Below are 26,163 nucleotides of genomic sequence, written 5' to 3'. Positions count from 1 at the left end.
TGGTTAATCATGAATTCGCAATTAACGGAAATTAGCAAGAATGTGCTCCAAAACTGTCTAGGGCTTCGCGAAAATGAAACATTCCTTGTCGTATCGGACGATGTGAAGAAAGAGCTTGCGGAGTCGCTTTACGAAGCAGGCAAAAGCCTAGGCGCAGAAGCAGTGCTAATGGTCATGAAAGAGCGAAGCAAATCTGGTGAAGAACCGCCTGCGGCTGTTGCAACAGCCATGGCGAGTTCCCAGGTTGTTGTGTGCATAACCCAACATTCGCTCACGCACACGCAAGCCCGCAAGCAGGCTGTCGCTTCAGGCGCAAGATTGGCGACCATGCCAGGAATTACGGAGGATATGTTCCTTGAAGGTGCCATAGCTGCCGACTATACGAAGGTAAAGGCGTTGACGGAGAAGGTAACCGGTTTGTTGACGCAGGCTAAGCACGTGCGTATCGAAAAGGACGGATACTCGTTATCGTTCTCCCTAGAAGGGCGCAATGGCGTCCCAAGTACGGGAATGTACTTGAATCCCGGAGAATCCGGAAACTTGCCGTCCGGTGAGGGCTATATTGCGCCGGTTGAAGGCAGCGCATCAGGCCAAATACTCGTGAATGGTTCTGTAGCCGGTATCGGAGCGCTGGACTCGCCGCTATTGCTAACCTTGGAGCAAGGTCGATTGGTGAGAGCAGAAGGGTGTGCTGAGGGCGAAAAGCTGCTTCAGATGCTAGGGGATGGAGACGGCAGGCTGCTTGGCGAGTTCGGCATCGGGACGAACGATAAAGCCAGAATTACCGGGGTTATTCTAGAGGATGAGAAAGTGTACGGGACCATTCATGTGGCCTTCGGCAGCAACAACACATTTGGTGGGACTATTGCGGCAGGCGTTCATATTGACTGTGTGGTCAGCGGAATTGATGTTTATTTGGATGACAGCTTAATCATGGAAAAAGGGCGGTTGCTCCTATAAATCGCGGCATAGTGCGGAGTAGATAAAATAAGTTGTTTTAGAGCCAACAAACGGCATGTTTGCTGGCTCTTTTATTTATTCATAGCAACATTGCTGCAGATAGCAAGAGAAGCTCGCAATATTCATTTGCATGTGCCTATTGCTACCTTCAAGCTTGCTCAACATAATCCCGCCTTCCAATAATGAGAAGGCAAATGAGGCTAATGCGTCCACATCCAGACTATCCTTGAATTCACCCTTGCGGATACCTTCAGAAATAATACTTTTCATCGTGTCTATTGTACTATATAAGCCTCGTTGGGCTCTTTGTCGCATAGCAGGGTGAGTGTCGTCACTCTCTACAGCTGTGTTCTGCAAGGGGCACCCGCCAATGAACGGCGGATTATCGACAACATCCTCATAGACGCGGAAAAATGCGAGCAATTGATCTGCTGCTGACTCCTCTTTCCCGATGGCTTCGGAAAACTTGCCTCCAACTATACTTGCAGCATAATTATAAGCCTCAAGGGCAATTTCGTCTTTACTGCTAAAATGGCGATAAATGCCGCCTTTCTTGATGCCGGTGGCGGCAATAATATCGTTTAACGATGAACCGGCATAACCTTGCTGGTTAAAAAGTTCAGCAGATTTCATGATGATGTGCTCCCGTGTTTTATCTCCTTTTTTCATGAGCCCTCCGTTCGAATCATTTTCCTTTTCATCATTATAACAAATTTTACATGCGAGCCATTGCCATTTACTGGATGTGTGCTACAATAAAAGATACCAAACGGTATCTTTTATAAATTGAAATGAAATTCAAATAAAGGCGGGATGGGGATGAAACAAGAGCGGTGGTATGTACGTCACTATGCATGGATCGGACTTGCAGCTTTATGGGTGATCGGGTTTATTGGAGCAATTTCCCGTTTCATAATGGCTTCTTATCAGGTCCAGATGTCAGCGGATTTGCACGTTAGTCGAGGATTTATCTCGGTAGCTTGGTCGACCAATCTATTCATCGCTGCACTTTGTGCTCCGGTCGGAGGCAGGCTTGTCGACCGTTATGGACCAAAGAAGGTGATGTTGATAGCTACTTTGCTCAGCATTTCCGGCACTGGTTTCGTGTATATGGGTCACAATCCGATATTCTTCTTTATAGGTTACGGTCTCTTATCCGGATTGGCCGGTCTAGGAGCCTCAACGGCTTACGTGCTGCTCTTTAGCTGGTTTGGTCGCCACAAAGCGAAAGCGGCAGGCATTTTGAGCAGTGCATCCTCAGTCGGTCTAGCTGTTTGTACCCCGCTATTCCTTTCAAATCGTAACTTAACATGGGAATACGCATTTCTAGCATCGGCTTTTTTGGGATTGGTATTAACCGTACCGCTCATTTTGTTCATCATACGTCAACCTGAAAAGGGTGGCGTGGTGAACTCGAAATCCGATTCTATCGATACGCCTATAGAGGATCATAATCAGTCTATACCATCTAATCGGAGACCATTCAATTACCCTCTACTTATCGTTGCTTTTGCACTTTTTACTTGTGGAATCAATATGGGGACTGTGGAAATGAATTTGGTAGCGATTCATCAACAAGCTGAAGTTACATCTGGGATGATCGCTTTTTCGATGGGTATTTTAGGCGCTATGGAAATCATAGGTTCTCTTGGTTTCGGTATATTAATGGATGTCATGAATAAGCGGTTGGCAATGACGCTGTTGTATGGGATTCGTGTACTGAGTTTTATGATTCTGCTTTTGCATACCTCTTGGTCTCCCATCGTATTTGCCATTACCTTCGGTTTGACGTATTTGGGCGCAGTTCCGGGAGGCATGTTAATTGCTAATGAGTTTTCGAACAAAAAGGGAAGGTTAATCGGGAATTTAATGCTTTTTCATCAAGATGGCGGCATATTAGGTGCGTTGGTAGGAGGGATTGCCTATGAAGCCTTTGATAATTATCAAATCTTAATTGGCATTGATGCGGTACTCTGTGTAATTGCAGCAGTGGGTTATTTGATTCTCAAGCAGCATCATTCAATTCGCAAAGGAGAACTGTACCATGTCGCTTAAAGAACAGCTGGATCAAACAAAAGCTGCTTTTATTTCTAACATTCCCGCAGAAGTACAGACGGAAATTTTTCAATGTATAAAGGATCAGCAGCAATCGGGTATCATTGTTGGTTTGAATGCAGGCGATAAAGCTCCGAACTTTTCGTTAATGAATTCCCTCGGGAAGCAAGTAACCCTGTACGACGAGCTTGCCAAAAGTCCAGTTATTCTGATCTTCTACCGTGGCAGCTGGTGCCCGTTTTGCAATGTCCAACTTCGGGCATACCAGCAAGTATTGTCGGAGATTCAGAATGATGGTGCCCAGTTGATTGCCGTTACTCCGCAAAGGCCTGATAAATCGCTTTCCCAGAAGGAGAAAGAAAATCTGGCTTTTCAGGTGCTGAGCGATCTGAATGGCTATGTGGCGGAAAGATATCAAATTTTGTTTGAATTGCCCGGCTATCTTCAAAATACGTTTCAGAACAAGCTTGGGCTGAATCTTACCGCCTTCAATAAAAGCGATCGCTGGGTACTGCCGGTTCCGGCGACGTATCTGATCGATAAGGAGGGGTTAATCCGCTATGCCCACGTCGACCCGGACTTCATGAAGCGGTTGGAGCCTCAAGTCATCATTGAACAACTAAAAAAACTTTAAGTGAAAAATAGCAGTGGGTCAGAGGTTATAAACCTTGACGCTGCTATTTTTTTTACATGAATGAAAATTCTCTGTTCCTTAAATATATTGGCAAAAAATAACATAAAATGCCTGATAATTATAAATACAAAAGGATAGATGGACATATATGCTTGTTATGCACTCACTATTATAGCAATTCGAGAGCAATTTCATTTTAGGTACGGAGGGAGGTTCTTCTAGAAAAATAACCAAAAGCTGTTCGATTGTTGCATGAACATGTCAGCCTGCGGATAACCTTGACCGGGGTGCAAATCCGCCAGTAATTAAAAGAGGAGAATTATACAAATGAAAATGACCAAAAAGTTTGTGCAATTACTTATCTTTTCTATGCTTGTCTGCCTCATTCTTCCTTATAACCTATCCATCGGCCATGCCGCAGAATCCGCACCTAACGGGACTAATTATGGATTGAAAGCGGAGTATTACAAGAACTCGGGTCCCAATGAGTTTAGGTTTGAAGACTTAGTTACGACGATCGTTGATCCGTATATTAACTTTAGTTCATTGGAAGGCGCTTTCATGACGCTGGTTGGTCAAAACAACCATGTGAATGTGAGATGGACGGGACAGATCACACCGGAATTCTCCGAAAATTATACGTTCTGGATGACAGGAGATAACGGTTTTAGACTGTGGCTTGACAACAAACTAGTCATCGATCATTGGGTTGCTGATTGGGATAAGGAACAAACGAGCAGCCCGATTTCATTGACAGCAGGGCACAAATATGACATAAAGGTTGAATATTTCGAGAATGATGGCGGATCTAACTTGTTTTTACGATGGGGGAGCCAAAGCGTACCGAAGCAAATCGTGCCAGCGGAAGCTTTCACGTTACCTGTTGACTTTGAGAATAACGGGCCTGTATCTGGTTCGGTTTTGCCCGACGGTCTGCGTGCTGAATTTACATTTGCGGAGGCATTAGCAGAGCTGGGCAGCAACGCAAGGGAGCAGCTCTCCGCCAATGTGTTAGGGAAGGATTGGCCCATTAAATCGGCGGCATTGAAATCAGGTGATCCGAAGACGATACAAATCGAGTTCGATTATCCGATGTATCGCCAAGATGCCCCTATGGCAAATATAGGATATACAGGCGGCGGTGCCCTTGTGTACGCTGCAAGCAGCAAGCCGGTGAAAGATTTCTATCTAGCGGTAAAGAACTATTCCACCTATCAAATAGAAACTCCATGGGCAAACGATGTAGATGAGAACAATCCTCTGCCGGATTACCCAAGACCACAGATGGTTCGTGATCAATGGCTAAATCTGAATGGAAAGTGGGAATTCCAGCCTGCCAAGCAGGGGGATGCGCTTCCAACCGGCCAAACGCTTAAAGAGAACATTACGGTGCCGTTTGCGGTGGAATCTAAACTATCGGGCATACAACGTCAGGAACAGTTGATGTGGTATAAGCGAAGCTTCACGGTGCCGCAAAATTGGAATGGACAACATGTGAAATTGAATTTTGGCGCAGTTGATTATGAGACAGACGTGTATGTGAACGGAACAAAGGTTGGAAGCCATAAAGGCGGATACACCGCATTTAGCTTTGATATTACAGATCAGTTAAAGCCTGGCGAGAACGAATTGATCGTTCATGTACTCGATTATACGGATACTCAAGGAGATCAAATCAAAGGTAAGCAAACGGTCGTGCAACCGGGAGGCATTTGGTATACGTCAGTGTCCGGTATCTGGCAAACGGTGTGGCTCGAGCCAGTCGCTGCAGCAAGCATTGAGCGGATGGATATGGTGCCAGATATTTGGAATGGTCAATTGAAGCTAACCGTAGATTCTGTAAATGGAGCAGGTAAAACCGTAGAAGCCGTAGCTCTAAAGAATGGTGTAGAAGTAGGCCGCATTAGCGGAAGTGCTGGAACGCAATTGCTGCTTCCTGTACCGAATGCAAGATGGTGGACGCCGGATGATCCGTTCCTCTATGATCTTAAAGTATCATTAAAAGACGGTGGAACGATTGTCGATAAAATTAACAGTTACTTCGGTATGAGAGAGGTAAAACTGGGGAAAGTCGACGGTATCCAGCGGCCTTTGCTGAACGGTAAATTCGTGTTTCAGATGGGGACTTTGGATCAGGGATACTGGCCAGATGGCCTCTATACAGCGCCTACAGATGCAGCATTGAAATATGATATTGAAGCTGAAAAGCGTATGGATATGAACATGATCCGAAAGCATATCAAGATTGAGCCGGCTCGTTGGTATTACTGGGCAGATAAACTTGGACTGCTCGTTTGGCAGGACATGCCAAGTGGAACAAGCAGAGATGTTTCAGCTCAACCGCAATATTACAAAGAATTCGATGAAATGATCAAGCAATTACAGAATTCACCCTCCATTATCGTCTATATTGTGTTTAACGAAGGATGGGGGCAATTCGACAATGGCGGAAATTATACGAGGGAGGCTATCGCACATGCGTTAAAAGCGGATCCGACCCGTCTCATTAACGGTGTCACTGGATGGTATGATGCGGGTGGCGGAGAAAATGAATCGAAAGCAGGTCATTTCTTGGATTGGCACAAGTATCCTGCACCGGATTCTCCAACCCCTTCGGAATATCGGGCAGCAACACTTGGTGAATACGGGGGCTTAGGTCTTCGCGTGCCAGGACATGAATTCAGCCCCTTAATCGTCTATGCTGAGCTATTAATGAACAGCAAGGAAGAGTTAACGGACAAGTATATTAGTTATATTAATACGCTAAAGAAATTGAAGGATAAACCTGGACTTAGTGCGGCGGTTTACACGCAAATCTCGGATGTCGAGTACGAAATCAATGGATTATTAAGTTATGACCGCAAAGTGGAAAAAGTTGACTTTGTTCGCGTTGCCGCAGCGCATAGGGAGTTAATCGGGAATACTAATAAATCCGATCTATTGAATAACATTCATGCTGCTGCGCAAATTCGCGATCATGCAACAGTTGGAGATGGTCCAGGACAGTATAAACAGCAAGTCATCGATAGATTCACTGCGGCAATCGCAAGTGCCCAGGCTGTCTATGACAACGCGCAAACGACCACGGATGGCATTAAGGAAGCGATGGCTGCTTTGAATGATGCGGTCAAGCAATTTAGTGCCAAAGCTAACAATCCTTTGCCGTTCATCGATAAGTTTGATGATTTGAACGCAAATGGTTGGACCACTTATGGTGGCGAGTGGAGCGCTGCTAGTGGTGCTTACACGGTGCAGAGCGGAGAAGGATTCAAAGCTGTTGCTAATGAGACTAATTTCCAAGACTTCACTTATGAAACGGATATTTCAATGAGTGCAAGCCCCAATTTAGCTAATGCCGGGGTTATATTCAGAGTTCATAATCCAACTGTTGGAACGGATAACTTGCAGGGGTATTATGCAGGTATTACGTTGGCTGGACGAGTTCAATTAGGCAGATTAGATAACAATTGGACCGAGCTGGCTAACAATGTTGCCCCTCCGATCAAAGTAGATACCGTTTATCGGCTGAAAGTAGTGGCAAAGGGACCCAATATTGATGTTTATGTCAATGACACACTCGTGGATAGCGTTGTTGACAGTACCTTTACAGAAGGTGCTATCGGACTTCGCACATATAAGGCTAATGCAACATTCGATAATATCCGTGTGACAGAAATGGAAGATGCGGATATACCCGTTGAAAGTATTGTCATTCATGGCGATTCGGAGATCACGACCCTTGGAGGCACACTTCAATTAACAGCCGAGGTATCTCCTTCAGATGCGACGAATCCGGATGTCACCTGGATGGTAGAAAATGGTACCGGTCGTGCAACAATGAATGAATCGGGACTGTTGACAGCTGTAAGCGATGGTACAGTTACTGTAAAAGCAACGGCTAAAGATAATTCCGAAGTAGTGGGAACCAAGATCATTATGATTAGCGGGCAAGCGAAACTAAGCGCTAACACGACACTGGATGGAGCAAGCAGTGTAACAGAAGGTTCGACTTTTACAGTAAAGCTAGGCGTGTCGAATGTAACAGGGTCTGTGTATGCTTCTGACACTACGTTGAACTATCCAGCTGACATGTTTGAACTTCAAAATATTAGCTCGGCTACAGAAGGAATTGTTATTGTTCAATATGTCGATGATCACAAAGGCAGCATTCGCATGGTACTTGCCAACATCGGCAAAGATCTTCAAAGCAAGCAGGAGATACCTTTCGTTAACATTGCATTTAAAGCGATAGGGTCTCCGGATACTTCAGGCAGAATCGCAGTGAACAAAGCAGTTATCGCGGATGAAGGAGGCGTGGAGTCAGAAGCTGTAGCCACTGAGTTCGCAGTTCATATTACGGGCAACGTCTCAAATGGCGACTTGAACAACGACGGTAAATTCTCGATTGGAGATCTAGCGATGGTTGCCAGTCATTACGGCAAGGACAGAAGCAGTCCGGATTGGAACGTTGCAAGATCAGCTGATTTGAATGGCGATGGTAAGGTTGATATTGTAGATCTTGCGCAAATGGCGCAAATGGTTCTAAATAAGTAAGTGGAGTGGATGGAATCACGGCTATACTAGCGTGATTCCTTTTTTTTATAACGAAAAGTAGGGAAGTAGGCAGGGTGAATTGCACTTACTAATGGTTTATAATTATCTGAAAAGTAGATAAATTACTTTTAGCTTGCAACTTATTAAAAATAAGTTATAATAAACAGTGTACTGAAAATTGTAATAAAAAAAATTACAGAATGTGAGAGTGAGAAGCATGGCAACTGTACTTTATATTACTGCAAATCCAAATGATCACCAATCTTCCTATAGTCTAGCTGTAGGTAAAGAATTTGTTGAAGCATACCGCGAAGCAAATCCTGGTGACGAAGTTATCCATCTTGATTTATTCAAACAGAACATTCCACAAATTGATGCCGATGTATTCAGCGGTTGGGGAAAACTGCAATCCGGCGCCGATTTCAGCACATTAACAGCAGATGAGCAAGCTAAAGTTGGCCGTCTTGGTGAGATCGTTGGTCAATACGTTGCTGCTGACAAGTATGTTTACGTTTCTCCTATGTGGAACTTCTCGTTCCCACCAGTGATGAAAGCTTACATCGATGCCATTTGCGCAGCTGGCAAAACGTTCAAATATACAGAACAAGGTCCAGTTGGCTTGCTTACTGATAAAAAGGCAATCCATATCCAAGCATCCGGCGGCGTATACTCGGAAGGTCCAGCAGCAGCTTTCGAGACTGGCCACAGCTACTTGAAAAAAATCATGCAATTCCATGGTGTACCTAGCTTCGAAGGTATCTTTGTTGAAGGTATGGCTGCTATGCCAGACAAAGCGGCAGAAATCAAAGCGAATGCTATTGCAAATGCGAAAGAAGCTGCAAAACGTTTCTAATGAACTTATAAATCCCAAAGAGCTGCGTGATGCAGCTCTTTTTTTTTACTTATTAGAAATATTTATGGCCATGATTGGAATCTGTAAGACGTAAAAAGCACCGTTACTATTATGTCACATTTCTTCGAACAATATTTCCTGAGGGATCCCCCTTTCCCAGTCATTATACATTATTTGTAAAATGACTGAACCATGAAGGGAAGAGCATTAGTTTACATCTATGTGTGCATAATAACATAAAGAAAAAACTGCTGACCTCCTAAGAGATCAGCAGTCCTTACCTTAAGATTATTTAATTACGCGTCGCGCTGTAATATAGTGAGAATTCCAATAGGAGTTAAGCGTCGTAATTTTCACACCGCCTGAACCATAAGTGTTCAGCATTTTGTTATTTCCAAGGTAAACGCCTACATGACCTACTCCTGGTCTGCCAGGTACGGAGAAGAATACCAGATCGCCTTTTTTCAAGTTGCTTTTAGAGACATAACTACCTACTTTTGATTGCTGGGCTGCTGTCCGCGGCAAGGTAATGCCGTATTTACCATAGATATACTTCGTTAATGTCGAGCAGTCGAAAGTACGTGTTTGTCCAACTTTAGAACCAAATTTATAAGGTGTGCCCATATATTTTTTACCTAATGAGATAATGTTATCTGCTTTGGCAGATGTCGATACCGTAGCAGCTTGAGTAGGCTGTGGACTACTGATTACTCCTCCTGATATCGCGATCGTTGCTCCAATAGTCATAACGGCTAGGCGCTTGCTCCATTTATGTTGTAATTTCATAGTTACCCTCCTCATATTTTTGCGGCTATTTCCTTGCTGAGCCTAGTATAACAGACCTGAAGTCACCTATAATTTACTAAAGGTGGACGAAAGCGTTAGCTGGTAAGGGGCCAGCCCTCTTTATTAGAAAACGATGAGAATATTCTTTAAAAATTTTACTTGACAGCCAATAAGGCTATTTTGAAGCTAATTTTGCAGTCGGATAGTTACATAAAGGGTAGTAGGTAAATATAATGTGCGTACTTCCACACCGTCCGTTTTTTAGATATATTTTCTTTTGAGTCTGTTAATTTGAACACAAAAGGAGTAGATCGTGTGGAATATCGTGTTCTAGGTCGTTCAGGTTTACAGGTAAGTGAAGTGAGTTTAGGTTGTTGGGCGATCGGCGGACCTTCATGGCGTGATGGGGAAGCAGTAGGGTGGTCAGGAAATGACGACAACGAATCCCTGGCTGGATTAAAACGAGCATATGAGTTGGGTATCAATCATTTCGACACCGCAGATGTCTATGGAGATGGCCATTCGGAACGCGTTATCGGAAGATTTCTAAAAGAGGTGCCACGCGATAAAGTCATTATAGCTTCTAAAGTCGGCTGGTTCCGCGGGACGGCTCCAAATGCGATGCAACCGATTCATATTCGTCATCAGTTAGAGCAGTCTTTGATGAATTTAGGCACAGATTATTTGGATCTTCATTATTTTCATAATACAAATTTCGGACCTGGCGATCTATATTTGGAGGAAGCAGCCGATACGATGCGCCAGTTGCAAAAGGAAGGCAAAGTGCGGGTCATCGGTCAATCAGGTTATAGCTACGGTGACTTTATGAGGGTATGTCCGGTTACGCGACCAGACGTGCTTCAGTTCCACTATAATGCCTTCGGCAATCAGTTTGATCAGCCGGACACCAATTTGTTTCAATGGGCGGATAAAGAGAATATGGGCATCGTCTTATTTGGACCGCTTTCACAGGGCTTGCTGCTCGATAAGTTTGATCCCGAGAACCCGCCAACGTTTGGCGAAGGCGATGTAAGGGCATCCAATTCAGGCTTTACTAAGGAGCGATTGCTTGAAATACGTCGACGCCTTGTACCAATCAAAGAACGGTTTGGCATGGAAGTTCAAGATTTGGTGCGCGTAGCGATTCAATTCGCACTTGCGCAATCTCCGAACGCTTGCGTGATTCCAGGATTTAAAAACGATAAACAGGTGGAGTCCAATGCAAGGGGAGCAGGCAATCCGCTTCATGCAGAAGATGTAGCCTTCATTCGCAGCGCCATCCAAGGCGTTTAAAAAGAAGCAGCGGCAGTTAACGACGTATGTTCACGTCCTTCAACTGCCGCTGCTTTATGTTGATTAGTTAAATGCTTCGCTTCGATTGAATTACTTTTCTGAGTAAATTGAAAGAAATTGGAGTCTACTATTATAGCAATGCCTATCGTTTGTTTTTATAATAAATAAAAAACGCAACGAGGTGAGCTAGATGGAAGCAACAATTGTAACCTCAACACCCAAACGTCGGATTTCTAAATTAAAACGATGGGAAGGCTTTATTACCGGACATTTATTTATTTCTCCGTGGTTAATTGGCTTCTTATTGTTAACGCTTTATCCGATGGTTCAATCGCTTTATTACTCGTTTACCGACTTTTCGCTGCTTGAAGAAGCGAATTGGGTAGGGACAAGGAATTACGAGAAAATTTTTACGGTAGATACTAGATTCTATCAGTCGGTCAAAGTTACTTTCCTCTATGTACTTGGGTCAGTTCCTTTAAGGCTGATTGCCGCCTTATTTATTGCCATGCTGCTCGCTAAAAGTATTAGAGGGATGTCGATTTACCGGACAATGATTTACTTTCCATCTCTAATCGGAGGAAGCATTGCTGTTTCTCTTTTATGGAAAAATATTTTTGGAAGAGAAGGATATATCAACCAGATCCTTGAGCTAGTCGGTATTCATGGCATAGGCTGGATCAACAATCCAAATACAGCATTGGGAACATTGGTTTTACTAGTTGTGTGGCAATTTGGTTCGGCGATGGTCATCTTTTTGGCGGGACTGAAACAAATTCCGCAAGATCTTTACGAAGCATCCTCGGCGGATGGCGCGGGTAAGATCACGCAGTTTTTTAACATCACCTTGCCGATGCTTTCACCTACGATCTATTTTAACATCGTAATGGGGATCATTGGAGCTTTCCAAATGTTTACGCCGGCTATGATCATTACGCAGGGCGGTCCTATGAATTCTACCTATGTGTATGCCTTATACTTATATGAACGCGCTTTCAGTCAATTGCAAATGGGATATGCCTCCAGCCTTGCATGGATTATGTTAATCATTATCGCAGCTTCAACTTCGATCATTTTTCTATCATCCAAATACTGGGTGTTCTATGAGTCTGAGAAGGGGGACAAGTAAATGACTGGTTTGTTTCTGCGAAAAAATGTAGTGACCCATGCGATCCTTGCTTGTCTGAGCGTTGTTATGATTTACCCGGTTGTTTGGTGGATAGGCGCATCATTAAAATCCAATCAAGAGTTGAGTAAGCCTGGCTTGTTCCCGGATCACCCCCTGTGGAGCAATTTCACGAAGGGCTGGAACGCAATTCCGGGACATTCATTTACTGATTTCTATATCAATAACTTTGAATTGATGGCAGGACTTTTGTTCACTACGGTCATCTCCTGCAGCTTGGTTGCCTTCGGATTTGCGCGGTTGCAGTTCCGGCTGAGAAACTTCTGGTTCGCGATCTTGATGCTGACCTTGATGCTGCCTGGCCAAGTAACGATCATTCCGCAGTATTCGCTGTTTCATCATCTGGGCTGGGTCAATACGTACTTGCCTTTCATCGTGCCGCATTCCTTGGCAGGAGGCGCAGGAGGGAGCTTCTTCGTATTCTTGCTGGTACAGTTCATTCGTGGCATTCCTCGCGAATTGGATGAATCGGCTAAAATGGATGGCTGCAGCTGGTTCGGAATTTACTGGCGCATCGTCATGCCGCTCACGAAACCTGCACTTCTTACGGTAGTTATCTATTGTTTCTTATGGAATTGGGACGACTTTTTCGGCCATTTGCTGTACATTAACTCTGTTGAAAAGTATACAGTAGGATTGGCCTTAAGAATGCTCAATGATTCGCAATCCGCTCAGCAGTGGGGACAGCTTTTGGCAATGGGACTCATTTCAATTGTACCTTCAGTCATCATTTTTAGCGTGGCGCAAAAATATTTCGTCGAAGGAATTGCCACAACAGGGATTAAAGGCTGAACAATTCCTAGGAGAATTTTGAAACAAATCGTTGGGTACTATCATAGGCTTTCCTACTTGCTAGCGTTATAGTTAGTAAGGATTGAAATATACAAACTACTAATTTACGAAGGGGTTATGACAGATGGCTACAATGAAAAGAAAACTGACAGTTGCCATGTTAACGACAGCAATCGGATTATCGTTAGTAGGATGCGGTGCAGCGGATTCAACGCCAAAAGCAGCCGAGAAAAACAGCCCAAGCAGCACAACGAATGCCACAACCACAAGTAATAAACCCGTTAAGCTGCGTATTATGTGGTGGGGATCACAACCACGTCATGATGCGACGTTAAAAATTCTAGACCTTTATACCAAGAATAATCCGAATGTTACTTTTGAACCTGAGTATTCTGGCTTTGATGGTTACATCGACAAGCTGACTACGCAAGCTGCAGCCAAAAATGCTCCCGACATTATCCAAATGGACGCTGCATGGCTGGCTGATTGGAACGCAAGAGGACAATTGGCGGATATCAGCAGTGTCAACGAGAAAGATGTGGATCCTAAGCTCGTAGAAGCAGGAAAGTATAAAGATAAGCAAACAGCGGTTCCGCTTGGCGGCAATGCCTGGGGACTTATTTATGACAAAGGCTCGTTGGACAAGCTCGGGATTCAGCTTCCGCCAGACGGCATTACGTGGGATGACTTCTTTAAACTGTCCAAAGACATCAAGGGCAAATTGGACAAGGATCATTATGTCATCGGGGATTTCGCTAGAAACCGTGACATGTATACCTCCTACCAGTTAAGTAAAGGAAAAGGATACCCAGTTACACCGGATGGAAAGTTCAATTTCGATAAGGACACTTGGTTGGAATGGATGAAGATGGCAGAAGATTTCCGAAATGCCGGCATTACGCCTCCGCCAGATGTATCTGTTAGCGATGTTGATTTGGATCCGAAGCAAGACCTTATGCTGACTGGCAAAATCATTTTCAAAGCGGCTCACGCTGCACAAGCTTCATCTTGGGATAGCTTAAAGCCTGGCAGTATCGGCGTATACGCCATGCCGAAGGACAAGCAGGGCGGAGGATGGTTGAAGGCTACATTCTTCTTTAGTGTCAGCCAAGATTCGCAGAATAAGGAAGAAGCCAAAAAGTTTATTGACTGGTTTATTAACAGTCCAGAAGCGGGCGAAATTTCGGGTACAACTCGCGGAGTGCCGGTTTCCAGTAAGATTCTTGCACAATTGCAGCCTAAATTCAGCAGCGCCGATAAATTGACCATTGACATGATTGGCAAGGCAACACCAGGAGCACAGCAGTTTAATCCAGGTGCAAAAGGATGGAACAATTTTGATACGAAGGATTATAAAGCGATTACAGAATCAATCATGTTCGGGAAAATGAAGATTGAGCAAGGATTTGACGAGTTGAAGAAAAAATCCGCTGAGTATGAAAAATAAACGAGAATAAAGGAGTGTTCAACCATGATCACGATCACTGGATTTGCAGATGAAATTTCACCGGATTTAGAAGTACAAATGAGTGTTTTGGAATCGGAAGGACTTTCCCACATTGAGTTACGAGGAGTATATGGGAAAAATGTACTCAAGTTGACCGATGATGAATTAGCAAAAGTTAAAGGCTTGCTGGATTCACGCGGATTTAAAATCTCTTCCATTGGATCGCCGATTGGTAAATATGGGATTCGAGATGACTTCTCGGCTGAAATTGCCAATATAACGCGAGCTTCAGAAATTGCCAATTATTTGAATGCGCCCTACATTCGGATCTTCTCCTACTTTATTCCCGAGGGAGAAGAAGCAGGGAAATATAGAGAAGAAGTGCTCTCACGCATGAAGCAATTGATTGAAGTTGCAGACAAATACCAAGTAACGCTTTTATTGGAAAATGAAAGCAAGGTATACGGTGACATCGATGACCGATGCTTGGATTTGCTTGCATCCTGCAATAGTCCGCGCTTACGTCTCGCTTTTGACCCAGGAAATTTTGTTATGAATGGTGTGAAACCGGTTTCAGAAGCATTACCTAAGTTGGTTTCATTCTTGGAATATGTACACGTGAAGGATGCTTCGATTGAGAAGTCCATGTTTGTTCCGGCTGGTGACGGTGACGGCGAGTTCGTTTCTTTCATCAAGCATTTGAAGGAATCCAACTTTTCCGGTTATCTTTCGATCGAACCGCATTTACAGAAGTATTTGCCAGAGAAAGATGGTCCGGGGCAATATGTACACGCTGTGAGAGCGCTTAAAAAGCTGCTGAACGCAGAGGAAATGGCTTGGAACTAATATCGAAAGGCGAGTGAAACGATGAACACGACTAGAAAAGTAAAAGTTGCTATTGTTGGACTGGGTAATATCGGTGCTAACACTCACATTAAATATGTGAAACAGTTAGACAACGTTGAGCTGGTTGGTGTATGTGATCTTGTGAAGGAAAAAGCGGATAAATTCGCTGCCGAGTTTCATACGACCGCCTATTACGATTACATTGAGCTTTTTGATCAATCGGGTATTGATGCTGTTATTATTGCAGTCCCACATTACGATCACACACCGATTACGATCGAAGCTTTTAAGCGAGGCATTCACGTGCTTTGTGAAAAACCGTTAGCTGTTCATGTCAATGATGCTCAGAAATCAATCGATGCTTATGAAGAGGCTAAACAAGATTTCCCTGAACTTATATTTGGTATGATGTTCCAAGAACGTACACTTCCATTTTATAAAAAGCTGAAAGAAATTGTTTCCGGTGGCGATCTTGGACAATTAACAAGGGTAACATGGATCAATACCGCTTGGTTCAGGTCTCAATCCTATTACGACAGTGGGGGTTGGCGTGCAACTTGGGCCGGCGAAGGCGGAGGCATTTTAACGAATCAATGTCCCCACAATCTCGATTTGTATCAATGGCTCTTCGGTGTTCCTGCACGAATTAGCGGTCACGCGAACATTGGTAAATACCACAACATCGAAGTGGAAGATGAAGTTACAGCCTATTTCGAGCATGATAATGGCATGATAGGTCACTTTATTGTGACAACGGCGGAGTCTCCGGGGACGAACCGGTTTGAAATCGTCGGGGAACACGGAAAGTTGGTTTATGAGAATGAGAAGCTTGTGTTATATAAAAATCGGATCTCCATGCTTAAGCACCTGAGAGAAACGAAAGATGGGTTTACGAACGTGGAAAGCTGGTACACCGAAATTCCGGTCAATACGCAAGTGCCGACAGGTCATAAAGTGGTTGCAGAGAAATTTTTTGCAGCTGTACTGAATGGCGGAGGCGAATTGATCGCTGATGGAGCGGAAGGAATTAAAGGACTGACCATTGGTAATGGCATTATGTTATCTTCATTCAATAAAAAAATGATCGATGTCCCTTTTGATGCGGACGAATACGAACATAAGCTGATGGAGTTAATCAAAACTTCTAAATTTATTAAAACGGTACAAGAGGATGTTAAAAACGACTTCTCTCAATCATTCTCTCAAGCGTAATTAGTAATCAGCACCCCTTCTTTAACTTAGATACCCTGATAAGGTTATTCTGATGTTATAATGAAGGGGTGCTTTTATATGAAACCCTTTATTTAGGAGGCAACAAGATGTGGAAAGTTGCAATCATTGATGATGACCGCCAAGTACTCAAAGGGATGAAGCAAGTGATTCCATGGGAAGAAATTGGAGCCGAGTTGGTCGGCGAATGCTTGAATGGAGAGCGCGGATTAGAGCTTATTCGGGAAAAAAAGCCTGACATCGTCATTACGGACATTTACATGCCTGTTATGAATGGAATGAAGATGATAGAAACATTGCGGAAAGAGAGCTTTAAAGGGAAGATTCTTATTCATAGCGGTTATTCTGATTTCGAAGTAGCTCGACAAGCGCTAAGGCTTCAAGTAGAGGACTACTTATCGAAGCCGGTTTCCAGAAACACGATTACGGAAGTGCTGCAGCGTGCGATTGCGTCAATCGAAAACGAAAATCATTCCAAGATTGAGCAGGAGAAACTGCGCGACCAGTTAGACGAATACGAGCCATACGTGCGGAAAGAACAATTAAAAACGGTAGTGACGGGGACAGCAAGCAATTGGAATGAGATGACGCTGTTCTGTAAGAAGGAAGAAGATCAGAGTCATATCGTGCTCGGCATTGAGATTTTAAGAACGACGAGAATGTCCGATGTCCGAACTCCGGATCGATTATTATTTCGATTTGCAATCAAAAACATTATTAAAGAAATCCTTCAAGCAGAAAAGAGATCCTATGATTATGTTGAATTACATGGTTACCATGCGGCGTTAATTCTTCATTTTGAAAAGAATGCGCTTTATTCGGAGCATATCGATCCTATCAGAGCCCTTGCCAGGAAAATCATTGAATGTGTGCAAGTATATTTGAATATTACGATTCGCATCGGCATCGGCAGATTCACGGAGAATTGGTCCAATCTATCGGATTCTTTGGAAGAGGCTTTTCAGCCTTTGGGACCAGATGTTAGAGTCTTCCAATCAACAGGTGTGTTTGAATATGCAAGCACTGAATGCTCTTCATCGGCTCACATGCATACGGCCGCGAAACCGATCAAGTTTTATCAGCAATTGATTGAAGATATTAAAACAACACAAGGCAAAAATGCCGAGAAGATTATCGAAAAGTACATGACAACTTTAAAAGGAAGCACAGTTCCACCTCAATTCAGCTTACTGGGTGCGCAGTTTTGGGCCATTTTCAGCTTTGCGCTGGTGGATGAAGATATCCGTCTGAATGATATTTTCCAGGATCACACCATTGAAAATGAATTAAGCAAAATCTATACCTATGATCAGTATGAGGCGTGGTTACAAGGTATCATCCGCCAATTATGTGCGAACCAGCAATGCCAAGAAAGCTTTAAACATAAAATGGCTATCGATTTTATCAAACAATATATCCGTGACAACTACGCAAATGATATTACAATTGCAGATCTCGCAGACAAAGTGTTTATCTCACGTAATTACTTGAGCCAAGTATTTAAGAACGCAACGGGAGAAACGATCAACAATTACATCATTAGTGTAAAAATGGAGGAGGCCAAACGGCTCATCTTGGAAAGAAAACATAAAATTTATGAGGTCGCGAATAAAGTGGGGTACAATAATATCCCGTATTTTAGCACCACATTTCGAAAATACTTTGGGATTACACCTGCCGAATTACTCACATAAGGGCGGTCTTGCAAATGAAGAATATGTTTAAAAGGTATCGAATCGATTATTTACTCTTTGGCGGCTTAGCAAGCTTCGTTGTTATCTTACTGACGATTGTCATTTGGCTAACGTATACCCTTTCAACACAAGAAATGGTGCGGCTTACGACTTATTATCAAAAAGGTAATTTAAGTGAACTATATAACAAAATTGAAATTCAAATGCTCGCGATTGAGCAAATTTCACTGGCTGTATCCCGGAATACAGTAACTTCAGAATATCCGGATCTTACAACGGATTCCTATGTGAATTATCAAAGACGTGAAGAGCTGGAAACATTTTTGAGTAATATAACTTATTCAACGCCTATTATTCAATCCATTGATTTTTATACAAAAAATGCATTTCCATCTAAATCACAGGGACTAGTTTCATTCATTGACATCAATCAAGCAAGACAACAAGACTGGTATGATTCGGTTGGAAATGCGGACTTTGCTTGGATTGGTCAACATACCATCACAACGGTTCAAGGGAAAATTGACGTCATTAGCTTTGCGCGCAAAATTTATTCGAACAGTGGTAAATATCAAGGGATTATGCTCTTGAACTTGAAAGCGTCTTCAATACAAAAACAAATGACCGGTGAAATGCCATCTTCCAACCGTATTCTCTTAGATTCGGGGGGCAGAGTCATTACCTACATTGGGGATCCCTCGTTACAAACGAAGATTAAGTCCTATCTGCCGGACATGGACGATGAAAACGGCTATATCAAAGTTGGATTACCAGGAAATACGGACTCGGCAAGTTCCAAAGAGAATACTTTAATGGTATGGGCTAAGCATTATAATTCTAATAGTACGCTGGTTCAGCTTACGCCATGGAATCAAATTACACAGGGCAGTATTCATATTTCCGTGGTTCTATCTTTTGTAGGCGCTTCGGCGATTCTGATTGCTTTATTATTCACGTTATATTTTTCGAACCTGTTTATCGCGCCGATACGCCAGCTGCTCCATGAGATGGGGAGATATACCGCTAACACGAATAAGGTGAATTTGCCAGAGGATTATCAGAATGAATTTGGCGTTTTATTTTCCGGATATCGTAAATTAATGGATCGAATCAAAACTTTATATTCATCCCTGGAAAATCAATACAAACAACAAAAGAAAGCGGAAATAAAAGCGCTGCAAGCGATGATTAACCCTCATTTTCTATATAACACTTTAGATCAATTGAATTGGATGGCGCTGTCTGCGGGACATGATAAATTAAGTCAAATTCTTGAACTGATGGGAAAAATGTTCAGAATCGGACTATCGAACGGGGAAAGTCTTATTACAATTCGCGAAGAATTTACGCATGCGCTCTGCTATGTGCAAATCCAGCAACTTCGCTGGGAAGAGGGATTGACGGTATCTGTCGATTTGCCTGAACATTTAAAAGAGTGGTATATCCCGAAAATGACGCTTCAGCCTTTTATAGAAAATGCGATTATGCACGGTTTTAATGAACGATTAACCGGCCGAATCGTCATCGGTGCAAAAGAAGAGGGCGGCGAAGTCATCATCAGTATCATCGACGACGGCGTAGGACTGAGAAAAAACTGGCAAGAAGCGCGAGAAGGAAATACAGGCGGGTATGGGATTCGCAATGTCACAGAGCGGTTTGAAGCTTTTTTTGGTACACGTTACCGTGTAAACATTGAAAATAATCCTCTGGCCAGCGGGACTAGAGTGACGATTCATTTTCCAATTCTGAAGTACAAGATTCAAGAGGATTTGAATGTAAGCCTGGGAGGAAGTATCCCATGACGCTGAGTGCTTTGGAAATTATTTTACCAATCGCAGAGGAGATGTGAAATGCCGTGCGTGAGCCGAAACCTTACTGGCGAGATGTACCTCAAGAGTTACGGAAGCAAGTCGAACACAAAATGGCAGGCACGATAAAAAGGGCAACTCGTGTATTTGGCGGATACGGGCCGACCGCAACCTTTCGAATATTTTTAGAAGATGGCAGAACCATATTTGCCAAGGGAGCTGGAAAGGGCTCCATCGCAGAGAATTGGAGAGTGCTTCCAATGGAAGAAGCCGTATATCGTGAAGTTACTGCGATTGCTCCAATATCTCCCCGCTATTTCGGGTCTGTAAGTGTTGATGGTTGGCACCTTTTATTGCTGGAAGATTTAAAAAATGCGAAGAAGGTTCCGCCTTGGTCTGAGGCAATGGCTTTGCAGGCGATTCGAGATATAGCAGCATTTCACGTGCGGGGTCTCTCCGAGGCGGGGAAGGTTGAAGAAATGGGTAGCAAAGGTGTAATCGATAACTGGTTAAACATAAAAAATAACCGTGATGAGAGAGAGTACTTCCTCGGTCTGTTTCAGGAGAATAGAGAAGATGCGGCGGCTTGGTTTGACGCCGTAATTGATCGCCTAATTCCAATTGAAAGTGAACTTATGCGTCCGGACCAGCCTTGGGGGTTAATCCATAAAGACATTCGTTCGGATAATCTCCGTTTGCAAGACGGTTCCTTGATGTTATTCGATTGGGCTTTGGCATGCAGGGGGCCGCTAATATTTGATGTGGGATTCTTCTTTCCGAGTATAGAGGGGGAAGGCGGGCCAACTGCAGAATGTTTATTGCCGGCTTACATGCATGAAATGGCTGAACATGGTATTCACTTTCCCGCATTTGCCATACATTCAGTTGCCGTTGCTACAGCAGGATTTTTCGCATCGAGAGCTGGGAAACCGCCAATACCTCTTCTCCCGCGCCTTCGAGATATACAGCGACTACAATTGGGACCTGCACTACGCTGGTCTTGCAACCTTCTTGGGCTGCCTCAGCCTCCAGCATTCCTATAGAAACAAGGAGCGGTACTGCCATGGCAGCTGCTCCTTGTTTATTTTTTTAGCTTTAAACGATCAAGGTCAGCATAGTTTGTTCCCTTCACGAATACTTCAAGTATTGAGGATCAGAAATCATGCGATTTTTGAAAGAGGGGGAACAGCGTGAAGAAACAAGGTCGCCTATGTATGATGCTATTACTCCTGCTTACGATGTCAGCTTGTTCGTCAGAAAATGTCGTTGTTAACTCTCCGGCCCCATCAGAGCAGCCATCTACCACGGTTCCAGAGCCCACACCAGCGCCACTGCCATCCGTTTCACCCGTTGTGGTTATACCCACACCAGCGCCCACGCCAGCGCCAAGTCAAGCGCCTTCCTTTGACCCACCAGTGCACTTCACCTATCCAGATGCTGTTCGTGGAATTTATGTAACCGGTTGGTCCGCAGGAGGGGAACGTATGACTAAACTTTTGTCGCTCTTGGATCATACAGACCTTAATGCAATGGTGATAGACATCAAGGATGATGACGGTTATATCACATTTAAGCCCAAGGGAAACCTTGCCGAATTTGGGCAGCCGTATATCAAAGATCCCCAAGCGCTAATGAAAACTCTTGAAGAGCATAAGATCTATCCGATCGCTCGAATTGTTTCTTTTAAAGATACGGTTTTGGCGAAAAAACGCGCTGACCTCACCTATTTAGACGGAAATAGTACTTGGCGTAACTCTAATGGTGACAGCTTTATCAACCCATTCCTCAAAGAATCATGGGATCATAATGTAGAGGTAGCCAAATTAGCGGCTGAACTTGGATTTAAAGAAATCCAGTTTGATTATGTTCGATTCCCGGAAGGTTTTGAAAGCAGGGATAAAGTTCTTACCTATTCAATGGGGGATTACAAGGACAAAAAACCAACCAAATTTATTCAAGATGAGCAAGACTATGCTGAAGCCACCAAAAAATATCAAGACGAGTTGTCTTCTCTAGAGAAAAAGTTGACAGATGCTACGAATACCTACAATTCAGCACAAACCGATGAAAATAAAAAAGCTATGGACGATGCTCAAAAGAGCGTATCAAATCTTAAAAAGGCAGCACCCCATACACCGGACTTTAGCGATAAAGCACGTTTGACACAACTTCGTGTTGATGCTGTCAGCGATTTTGTGGCCTATGCCAAAGAACAATTAAAACCTTATCAAGTGCACGTCTCTGTTGATATTTTCGGATATTCTGCGACTTTGCCTGAAGCGCCAGGTATAGGTCAGAATTTTAACCGGATATCTAGCTCAGTAGATGTCATTTCGTCTATGATCTATCCAAGCCACTGGTCTAATGGTTATTTCGGAATATCCAAACCGGATAAAGAGCCCTATAACCTGGTTACTGCATATATGAAGGCAGAAAAAGAAAAGTTTGCGGGGCTCAAGACACCACCTTTATCGCGTCCTTGGATACAAGATTTTACAGCAAGCTGGTTAGGTGCCGGCAATTATATCCCCTATGGAAAGGCTGAAGTAGATGCACAAATTAAAGCTCTAAACGATGCGGGTGTTCATGAATACCTCATCTGGAATGCCAACAATTCCTATTCGGAAGGAGTAACCTATATCCCATAGATAAAAATAAAGGAACTAGCGGAGATATGGGCGTACGCGGCAGGATGGAAAAAGAAATTGAAAAAAGCTCCCCCCCCCGGCCAAGTTGGCGGGGGGATTTTTGGTATTTAGCTTCAAGAGGTCAATATACGACCATCAATGTAAAATGAAAGGGATGTCTAAGAGAGAGGATACGTTTTAAAATAGTTGTTGTGAGAGGGGGAGAGAGACGAAGTTCGCTTTTTCGATACGAAATGTATCGGAAATATGTACAGTTGAAAAGAATGATTCGACAGAGGAGATGTATCACTTGAGAAAAATGACATTATTTTTTATTGTGGCTATTCTGCTTTTCGCCTTACCTGTCAATATCATGGCTAATGAGACGACTTCGGTAGTGGCAGCGGATCCGAGTTTGGTTCTACGAATGGATAATCTACATGTAGCCAGCGGCAGCTCCACAAATCTGAATGATAAAGTGGATGCACTCAAGGTCTTGGATGAGGGAACAATCATTGTTAGATTTCGGTATACCGCCGGTTCCAGCATTATGTCCTTATTTTCACTTAGCAACAATACAATAGCGAATGGACATTTCCATCTTTACATCTCTCCTACCGCCATAGGTAGTGAAAACCGATATGCGGAGCCAGGACAAACGCAAGTCAACACGCATGTAAAAACAGATACGCTCGTTTTGAAGGAAAATGAAGTTCATACGGTCGCCATGGTCATGGATAAAGCCAAAGGCTACAAATACTTCCTGGATGGCGCAATGGTTAAGCAGGATACAACGTCTGCGCGGAAATTTTTGAACAATATCTATGCTCCGAACAGCGCAAAATTAGGACTCACTGAGAGACCAGCCGGTTCCAATCAATATCCTTTTTCAGGTGATATTGATTTTGCGGAAGTGTACAGCAAGCCTCTTGCCGATCAAGATTTGGTGAATATTACCGGTGTAACCAATAAGGTTCCTAGTGTTAATCCAATCCCGGAAGGTGCGAAAATTACGGCACCGGCAAACATCTTCACTCCCGGGTTTATGGGTTCCAGCTACTACCGGATTCCCGCGCTTCTTCAAACGAAGAATGGGACATTAATTGCGGGCATCGACCGCAGAAATAACAGCGGTGCCGACTCACCCAACAATATTGACGCTGTCGTCAGAAGAAGCTTTGACCAAGGCACAACTTGGGAAAACAACGGGATCGTGATCAACGATTACCCGAATCAAGCATCAAATATCGATATGTCGCTTATGCAGGATCAAAGCACGGGGAGAATTTTCTCTCTGGTAGATGGCTTCCCCCATGGTGGAGGGCTTGCAGGTGGATTTGGCAATAATGCTTACAAAGGCACAGGTTTCAAAACGGTAGACGGGAAGAAATATATGTTCTTAACTGATTCCTCCAGCAATGAATATACGATAAGAGAAGAAGGAAAGGTATACGATGCCGCAGGAGCAGTAACAAACTATACCGTTGATATGAAAAGGAATCTTTATTTGAACGGCGTTAAAGTAGATAATGTTTTCGGCCAGAACTCACCGTTGAAAGCCTACAAAACTTCTTACCTCGAGCTTTACTACAGCGATGATGAGGGGGCGACGTGGACAGGTCCTATCGATTTGAACGATGATACAAAAGAGGATTGGATGATTTTCCTCGGAACGGGTCCCGGATCGGGCATTCAATTAACGCAAGGAACTCACAAAGATAGACTAGTGTTCCCTGTTTATTTCTTGAACGATAACAACAAACAAGCAAGCGCTGTCATTTATAGTGATGACCATGGCCAAACTTGGCACCGTGGCGAATCTCCGAATGAAGGGCGCGATGTTGGCGGCGGTGTGATCATTCACGAGAAAGATTTTACGAATTCCTCCCATGAGCTTACGGAATCACAAGTTGTTGAAATGCCGGATGGACAGCTGAAACTATTCATCCGAAATTATTCCGGCTTCGCCCAAATTGCCACCAGTTTTGATGGAGGAGAAACCTGGGATGCCACGGTTGTTACCGAAAATGCGCTTATTGCAGCCTATTGTCAATTGACTGCAATCCGATACAACGGAAAAATTGATGGCAAAGACGCCGTTATTTTCGCTAGCCCTGGCAATTCTTCCAGCCGAATTAACGGGACAGTCCGAGTTGGATTGATCAATGAAAACGGAACCTATTCTAACGGAAGAACTAGGTATACGTTCGATTGGAAATATTCACAGTTGGTTAAAGACGGCACCTATGCCTATTCTAGCCTTACTAACTTGCCGAATGGCGAAATAGGCCTTTTCTATGAAGGAACTGACAATACGAACATGAGCTTTATTAAATTCAATACGGAATATTTGAAATGGCAGCGCCAAGCCGCAAGTCCTGTGCCGAAACTAGCATCTATCTCAGTTGAGTCTCCGAAGCCGGACGGCTATGCAGCAGGTGAAAAGCTGCAAATAAAAACCGTATTCAACAGCTACGCTATGCTGAATGGGAACCGAACGTTGACAGGTAAAATCGGCGGTATGAATGTTGATTTTCAAATGGTAAGCCAGAATCAGTCGGGTACTGAATTCGTTTTCGAAGGTTCGTTCCCTGAACTTACCGCTGGAACCTACCCGCTTGAAGCTGTGTTCGCAACAGACTTAACCATTTATAACGCATATGGGAATACGCTTTCAAATCAAGCAGGCGAAAACAAATTAACGAGTACCATCAAAGCTTTATCCGCAAGTGGCGTCGACAATGCTGCAACTCATTTAACCGGAGAAAACGTTGTTCAACCAGGCAAGGAGTTTGCGGTGCGCTTAGAGCTAAGCGGCCTGGTTCAGAACGTATTTGCACAAGATATTACGCTGAACTACGATGCAAGTGTTATCGATTATGTGTCAGCGAAGTCATTAATCACTGGCGTCCAATTGGTGAATAGCCAAAATCAAACACCAGGCAAATTGCGATTTATCGTTGCCAGCGAAGGGGCTGGGCACGCCGTCACTGGGAATGCGCAAGTGCTGGAACTTACTTTTAAAGCCAAAGATACTCTGCAGCCTGCTACTGCTTCCATATCGGTTTCAAATGCAACGGTGGCCGACGAACATGGAACTGAAACGAATGCAGTCCCTTCTCAGATAAGTGTTCAAGTGAACCCAGCAGCGGTAGGCATCCCGGGAGATCTGAACAATGATGGAAAAGTTAGTATTGGGGATCTTGCTATGATCGCAGCCCACTATGGCAAAGATTCTTTAAGCCCTGATTGGGAGCAAGTTAAGCGTTATGACATTGATAAAAATGGAAGTATCGACATTAATGACCTCGCAACTGTGGCCAGCAAAATTTTGGAATAAATGAGTGCCGAATGATCTGTACCCACCAATCACCTTGTCCATGAAGATATTATTCCCA

The 26,163-nt window shown here is 43.7% G+C and carries 18 protein-coding genes and 1 pseudogene; 17 read left to right on the top strand and 2 right to left on the bottom strand.

The window, feature by feature from the left end; genetic code table 11:
* The first annotated feature begins 9 nt into the window (after window positions 1-9).
* Window positions 10-960, top strand: a complete 951-nt coding sequence (locus tag J2Z65_RS17310; RefSeq protein WP_167060217.1) for an aminopeptidase — start codon at window positions 10-12, stop codon at window positions 958-960.
* A 75-nt stretch (window positions 961-1,035) separates the two neighbouring features.
* On the opposite strand, the gene J2Z65_RS17305 is transcribed toward J2Z65_RS17310, so the two are convergent.
* A complete protein-coding gene (locus J2Z65_RS17305) occupies window positions 1,036-1,629 on the bottom strand; it encodes a TetR/AcrR family transcriptional regulator (protein ID WP_167060214.1) in 594 nt (197 codons plus the stop codon).
* A 150-nt stretch (window positions 1,630-1,779) separates the two neighbouring features.
* Here J2Z65_RS17305 and J2Z65_RS17300 point away from each other — a divergent pair, with 150 nt between their 5' ends.
* The 5 genes and pseudogenes from J2Z65_RS17300 (at window position 1,780) to J2Z65_RS17285 (ending at window position 9,056) form a co-directional block, all read left to right on the top strand.
* A complete protein-coding gene (locus tag J2Z65_RS17300; protein WP_167060212.1) occupies window positions 1,780-3,015 on the top strand; it encodes an MFS transporter in 1,236 nt (411 codons plus the stop codon).
* Entirely contained in the window at window positions 3,005-3,649 is a 645-nt protein-coding gene (locus J2Z65_RS17295) for a peroxiredoxin-like family protein (RefSeq protein ID WP_167060209.1), read from the top strand. Before J2Z65_RS17300 ends, J2Z65_RS17295 begins: the two co-directional genes overlap by 11 nt.
* A 327-nt stretch (window positions 3,650-3,976) precedes the next feature.
* Window positions 3,977-5,689: pseudogene (locus tag J2Z65_RS36135) on the top strand (PA14 domain-containing protein); the annotation flags it as partial.
* Window positions 5,690-6,754: 1,065 nt separating this feature from the next.
* Window positions 6,755-8,203 carry a 3-keto-alpha-glucoside-1,2-lyase-like domain-containing protein gene (locus tag J2Z65_RS36130; protein ID WP_420850826.1) on the top strand — a complete coding sequence of 483 codons (1,449 nt, stop codon included), beginning with the start codon at window positions 6,755-6,757 and terminating at the stop codon, window positions 8,201-8,203.
* 217 nt (window positions 8,204-8,420) lie between these two features.
* Window positions 8,421-9,056, top strand: a complete 636-nt coding sequence (locus tag J2Z65_RS17285) for an FMN-dependent NADH-azoreductase (protein ID WP_167060204.1) — start codon at window positions 8,421-8,423, stop codon at window positions 9,054-9,056.
* 288 nt (window positions 9,057-9,344) lie between these two features.
* Here the strand turns inward: J2Z65_RS17285 and J2Z65_RS17280 are convergent, their stop codons facing one another.
* Window positions 9,345-9,842 (bottom strand): C40 family peptidase, encoded by a 498-nt coding sequence (locus J2Z65_RS17280; protein WP_167060201.1) that lies wholly within the window; start codon window positions 9,840-9,842, stop codon window positions 9,345-9,347.
* Window positions 9,843-10,157: 315 nt separating this feature from the next.
* Here J2Z65_RS17280 and J2Z65_RS17275 point away from each other — a divergent pair, with 315 nt between their 5' ends.
* From J2Z65_RS17275 to J2Z65_RS17225, 11 genes are all read left to right on the top strand, one after another.
* A complete protein-coding gene (locus J2Z65_RS17275; RefSeq protein WP_167060198.1) occupies window positions 10,158-11,135 on the top strand; it encodes an aldo/keto reductase in 978 nt (325 codons plus the stop codon).
* Window positions 11,136-11,325: 190 nt separating this feature from the next.
* Window positions 11,326-12,264, top strand: a complete 939-nt coding sequence (locus tag J2Z65_RS17270; RefSeq protein WP_167060195.1) for a carbohydrate ABC transporter permease — start codon at window positions 11,326-11,328, stop codon at window positions 12,262-12,264.
* Window positions 12,265-13,113 (top strand): carbohydrate ABC transporter permease, encoded by an 849-nt coding sequence (locus J2Z65_RS17265; RefSeq protein WP_167060192.1) that lies wholly within the window; start codon window positions 12,265-12,267, stop codon window positions 13,111-13,113.
* A 124-nt stretch (window positions 13,114-13,237) separates the two neighbouring features.
* Window positions 13,238-14,560: an ABC transporter substrate-binding protein gene (locus J2Z65_RS17260; RefSeq protein ID WP_167060189.1), complete on the top strand. Its 1,323-nt coding sequence runs from the start codon at window positions 13,238-13,240 to the stop codon at window positions 14,558-14,560.
* 24 nt (window positions 14,561-14,584) lie between these two features.
* Entirely contained in the window at window positions 14,585-15,406 is an 822-nt protein-coding gene (locus tag J2Z65_RS17255) for a sugar phosphate isomerase/epimerase family protein (protein WP_167060186.1), read from the top strand.
* Window positions 15,407-15,427: 21 nt separating this feature from the next.
* A complete protein-coding gene (locus J2Z65_RS17250; protein WP_209855982.1) occupies window positions 15,428-16,618 on the top strand; it encodes a Gfo/Idh/MocA family protein in 1,191 nt (396 codons plus the stop codon).
* Window positions 16,619-16,725: 107 nt separating this feature from the next.
* A complete protein-coding gene (locus J2Z65_RS17245; RefSeq protein WP_167060181.1) occupies window positions 16,726-18,330 on the top strand; it encodes a response regulator in 1,605 nt (534 codons plus the stop codon).
* A 14-nt stretch (window positions 18,331-18,344) separates the two neighbouring features.
* Window positions 18,345-20,132, top strand: a complete 1,788-nt coding sequence (locus tag J2Z65_RS17240) for a cache domain-containing sensor histidine kinase (protein WP_209855978.1) — start codon at window positions 18,345-18,347, stop codon at window positions 20,130-20,132.
* A gap of 53 nt (window positions 20,133-20,185) precedes the next feature.
* Window positions 20,186-21,181 (top strand): phosphotransferase, encoded by a 996-nt coding sequence (locus tag J2Z65_RS17235; RefSeq protein WP_167060175.1) that lies wholly within the window; start codon window positions 20,186-20,188, stop codon window positions 21,179-21,181.
* A 147-nt stretch (window positions 21,182-21,328) separates the two neighbouring features.
* A complete protein-coding gene (locus tag J2Z65_RS17230; RefSeq protein ID WP_167060172.1) occupies window positions 21,329-22,786 on the top strand; it encodes a putative glycoside hydrolase in 1,458 nt (485 codons plus the stop codon).
* Window positions 22,787-23,084: 298 nt separating this feature from the next.
* Window positions 23,085-26,105 (top strand): sialidase domain-containing protein, encoded by a 3,021-nt coding sequence (locus J2Z65_RS17225; RefSeq protein ID WP_240159798.1) that lies wholly within the window; start codon window positions 23,085-23,087, stop codon window positions 26,103-26,105.
* Window positions 26,106-26,163: the final 58 nt, after the last annotated feature.

Source organism: Paenibacillus aceris (genome assembly GCF_017874035.1).
In the GTDB taxonomy this organism is placed as follows: Bacteria; Bacillota; Bacilli; order Paenibacillales; family NBRC-103111; genus Paenibacillus_E; species Paenibacillus_E aceris.
This window is presented reverse-complemented; position numbering and strand designations above follow the sequence as displayed.

Coding starts and splice junctions, on each gene's coding strand:
- J2Z65_RS17310 (WP_167060217.1), top strand. CDS start 10: ATGAATTCGCAATTAACGGAAATTAGCAAGAATGTGCTCCAAAACTGT.
- J2Z65_RS17305 (WP_167060214.1), bottom strand. CDS start 1,629: ATGAAAAAAGGAGATAAAACACGGGAGCACATCATCATGAAATCTGCT.
- J2Z65_RS17300 (WP_167060212.1), top strand. CDS start 1,780: ATGAAACAAGAGCGGTGGTATGTACGTCACTATGCATGGATCGGACTT.
- J2Z65_RS17295 (WP_167060209.1), top strand. CDS start 3,005: ATGTCGCTTAAAGAACAGCTGGATCAAACAAAAGCTGCTTTTATTTCT.
- J2Z65_RS36130 (WP_420850826.1), top strand. CDS start 6,755: ATGGCTGCTTTGAATGATGCGGTCAAGCAATTTAGTGCCAAAGCTAAC.
- J2Z65_RS17285 (WP_167060204.1), top strand. CDS start 8,421: ATGGCAACTGTACTTTATATTACTGCAAATCCAAATGATCACCAATCT.
- J2Z65_RS17280 (WP_167060201.1), bottom strand. CDS start 9,842: ATGAAATTACAACATAAATGGAGCAAGCGCCTAGCCGTTATGACTATT.
- J2Z65_RS17270 (WP_167060195.1), top strand. CDS start 11,326: ATGGAAGCAACAATTGTAACCTCAACACCCAAACGTCGGATTTCTAAA.
- J2Z65_RS17265 (WP_167060192.1), top strand. CDS start 12,265: ATGACTGGTTTGTTTCTGCGAAAAAATGTAGTGACCCATGCGATCCTT.
- J2Z65_RS17260 (WP_167060189.1), top strand. CDS start 13,238: ATGGCTACAATGAAAAGAAAACTGACAGTTGCCATGTTAACGACAGCA.
- J2Z65_RS17255 (WP_167060186.1), top strand. CDS start 14,585: ATGATCACGATCACTGGATTTGCAGATGAAATTTCACCGGATTTAGAA.
- J2Z65_RS17250 (WP_209855982.1), top strand. CDS start 15,428: ATGAACACGACTAGAAAAGTAAAAGTTGCTATTGTTGGACTGGGTAAT.
- J2Z65_RS17245 (WP_167060181.1), top strand. CDS start 16,726: ATGTGGAAAGTTGCAATCATTGATGATGACCGCCAAGTACTCAAAGGG.
- J2Z65_RS17240 (WP_209855978.1), top strand. CDS start 18,345: ATGAAGAATATGTTTAAAAGGTATCGAATCGATTATTTACTCTTTGGC.
- J2Z65_RS17225 (WP_240159798.1), top strand. CDS start 23,085: ATGACATTATTTTTTATTGTGGCTATTCTGCTTTTCGCCTTACCTGTC.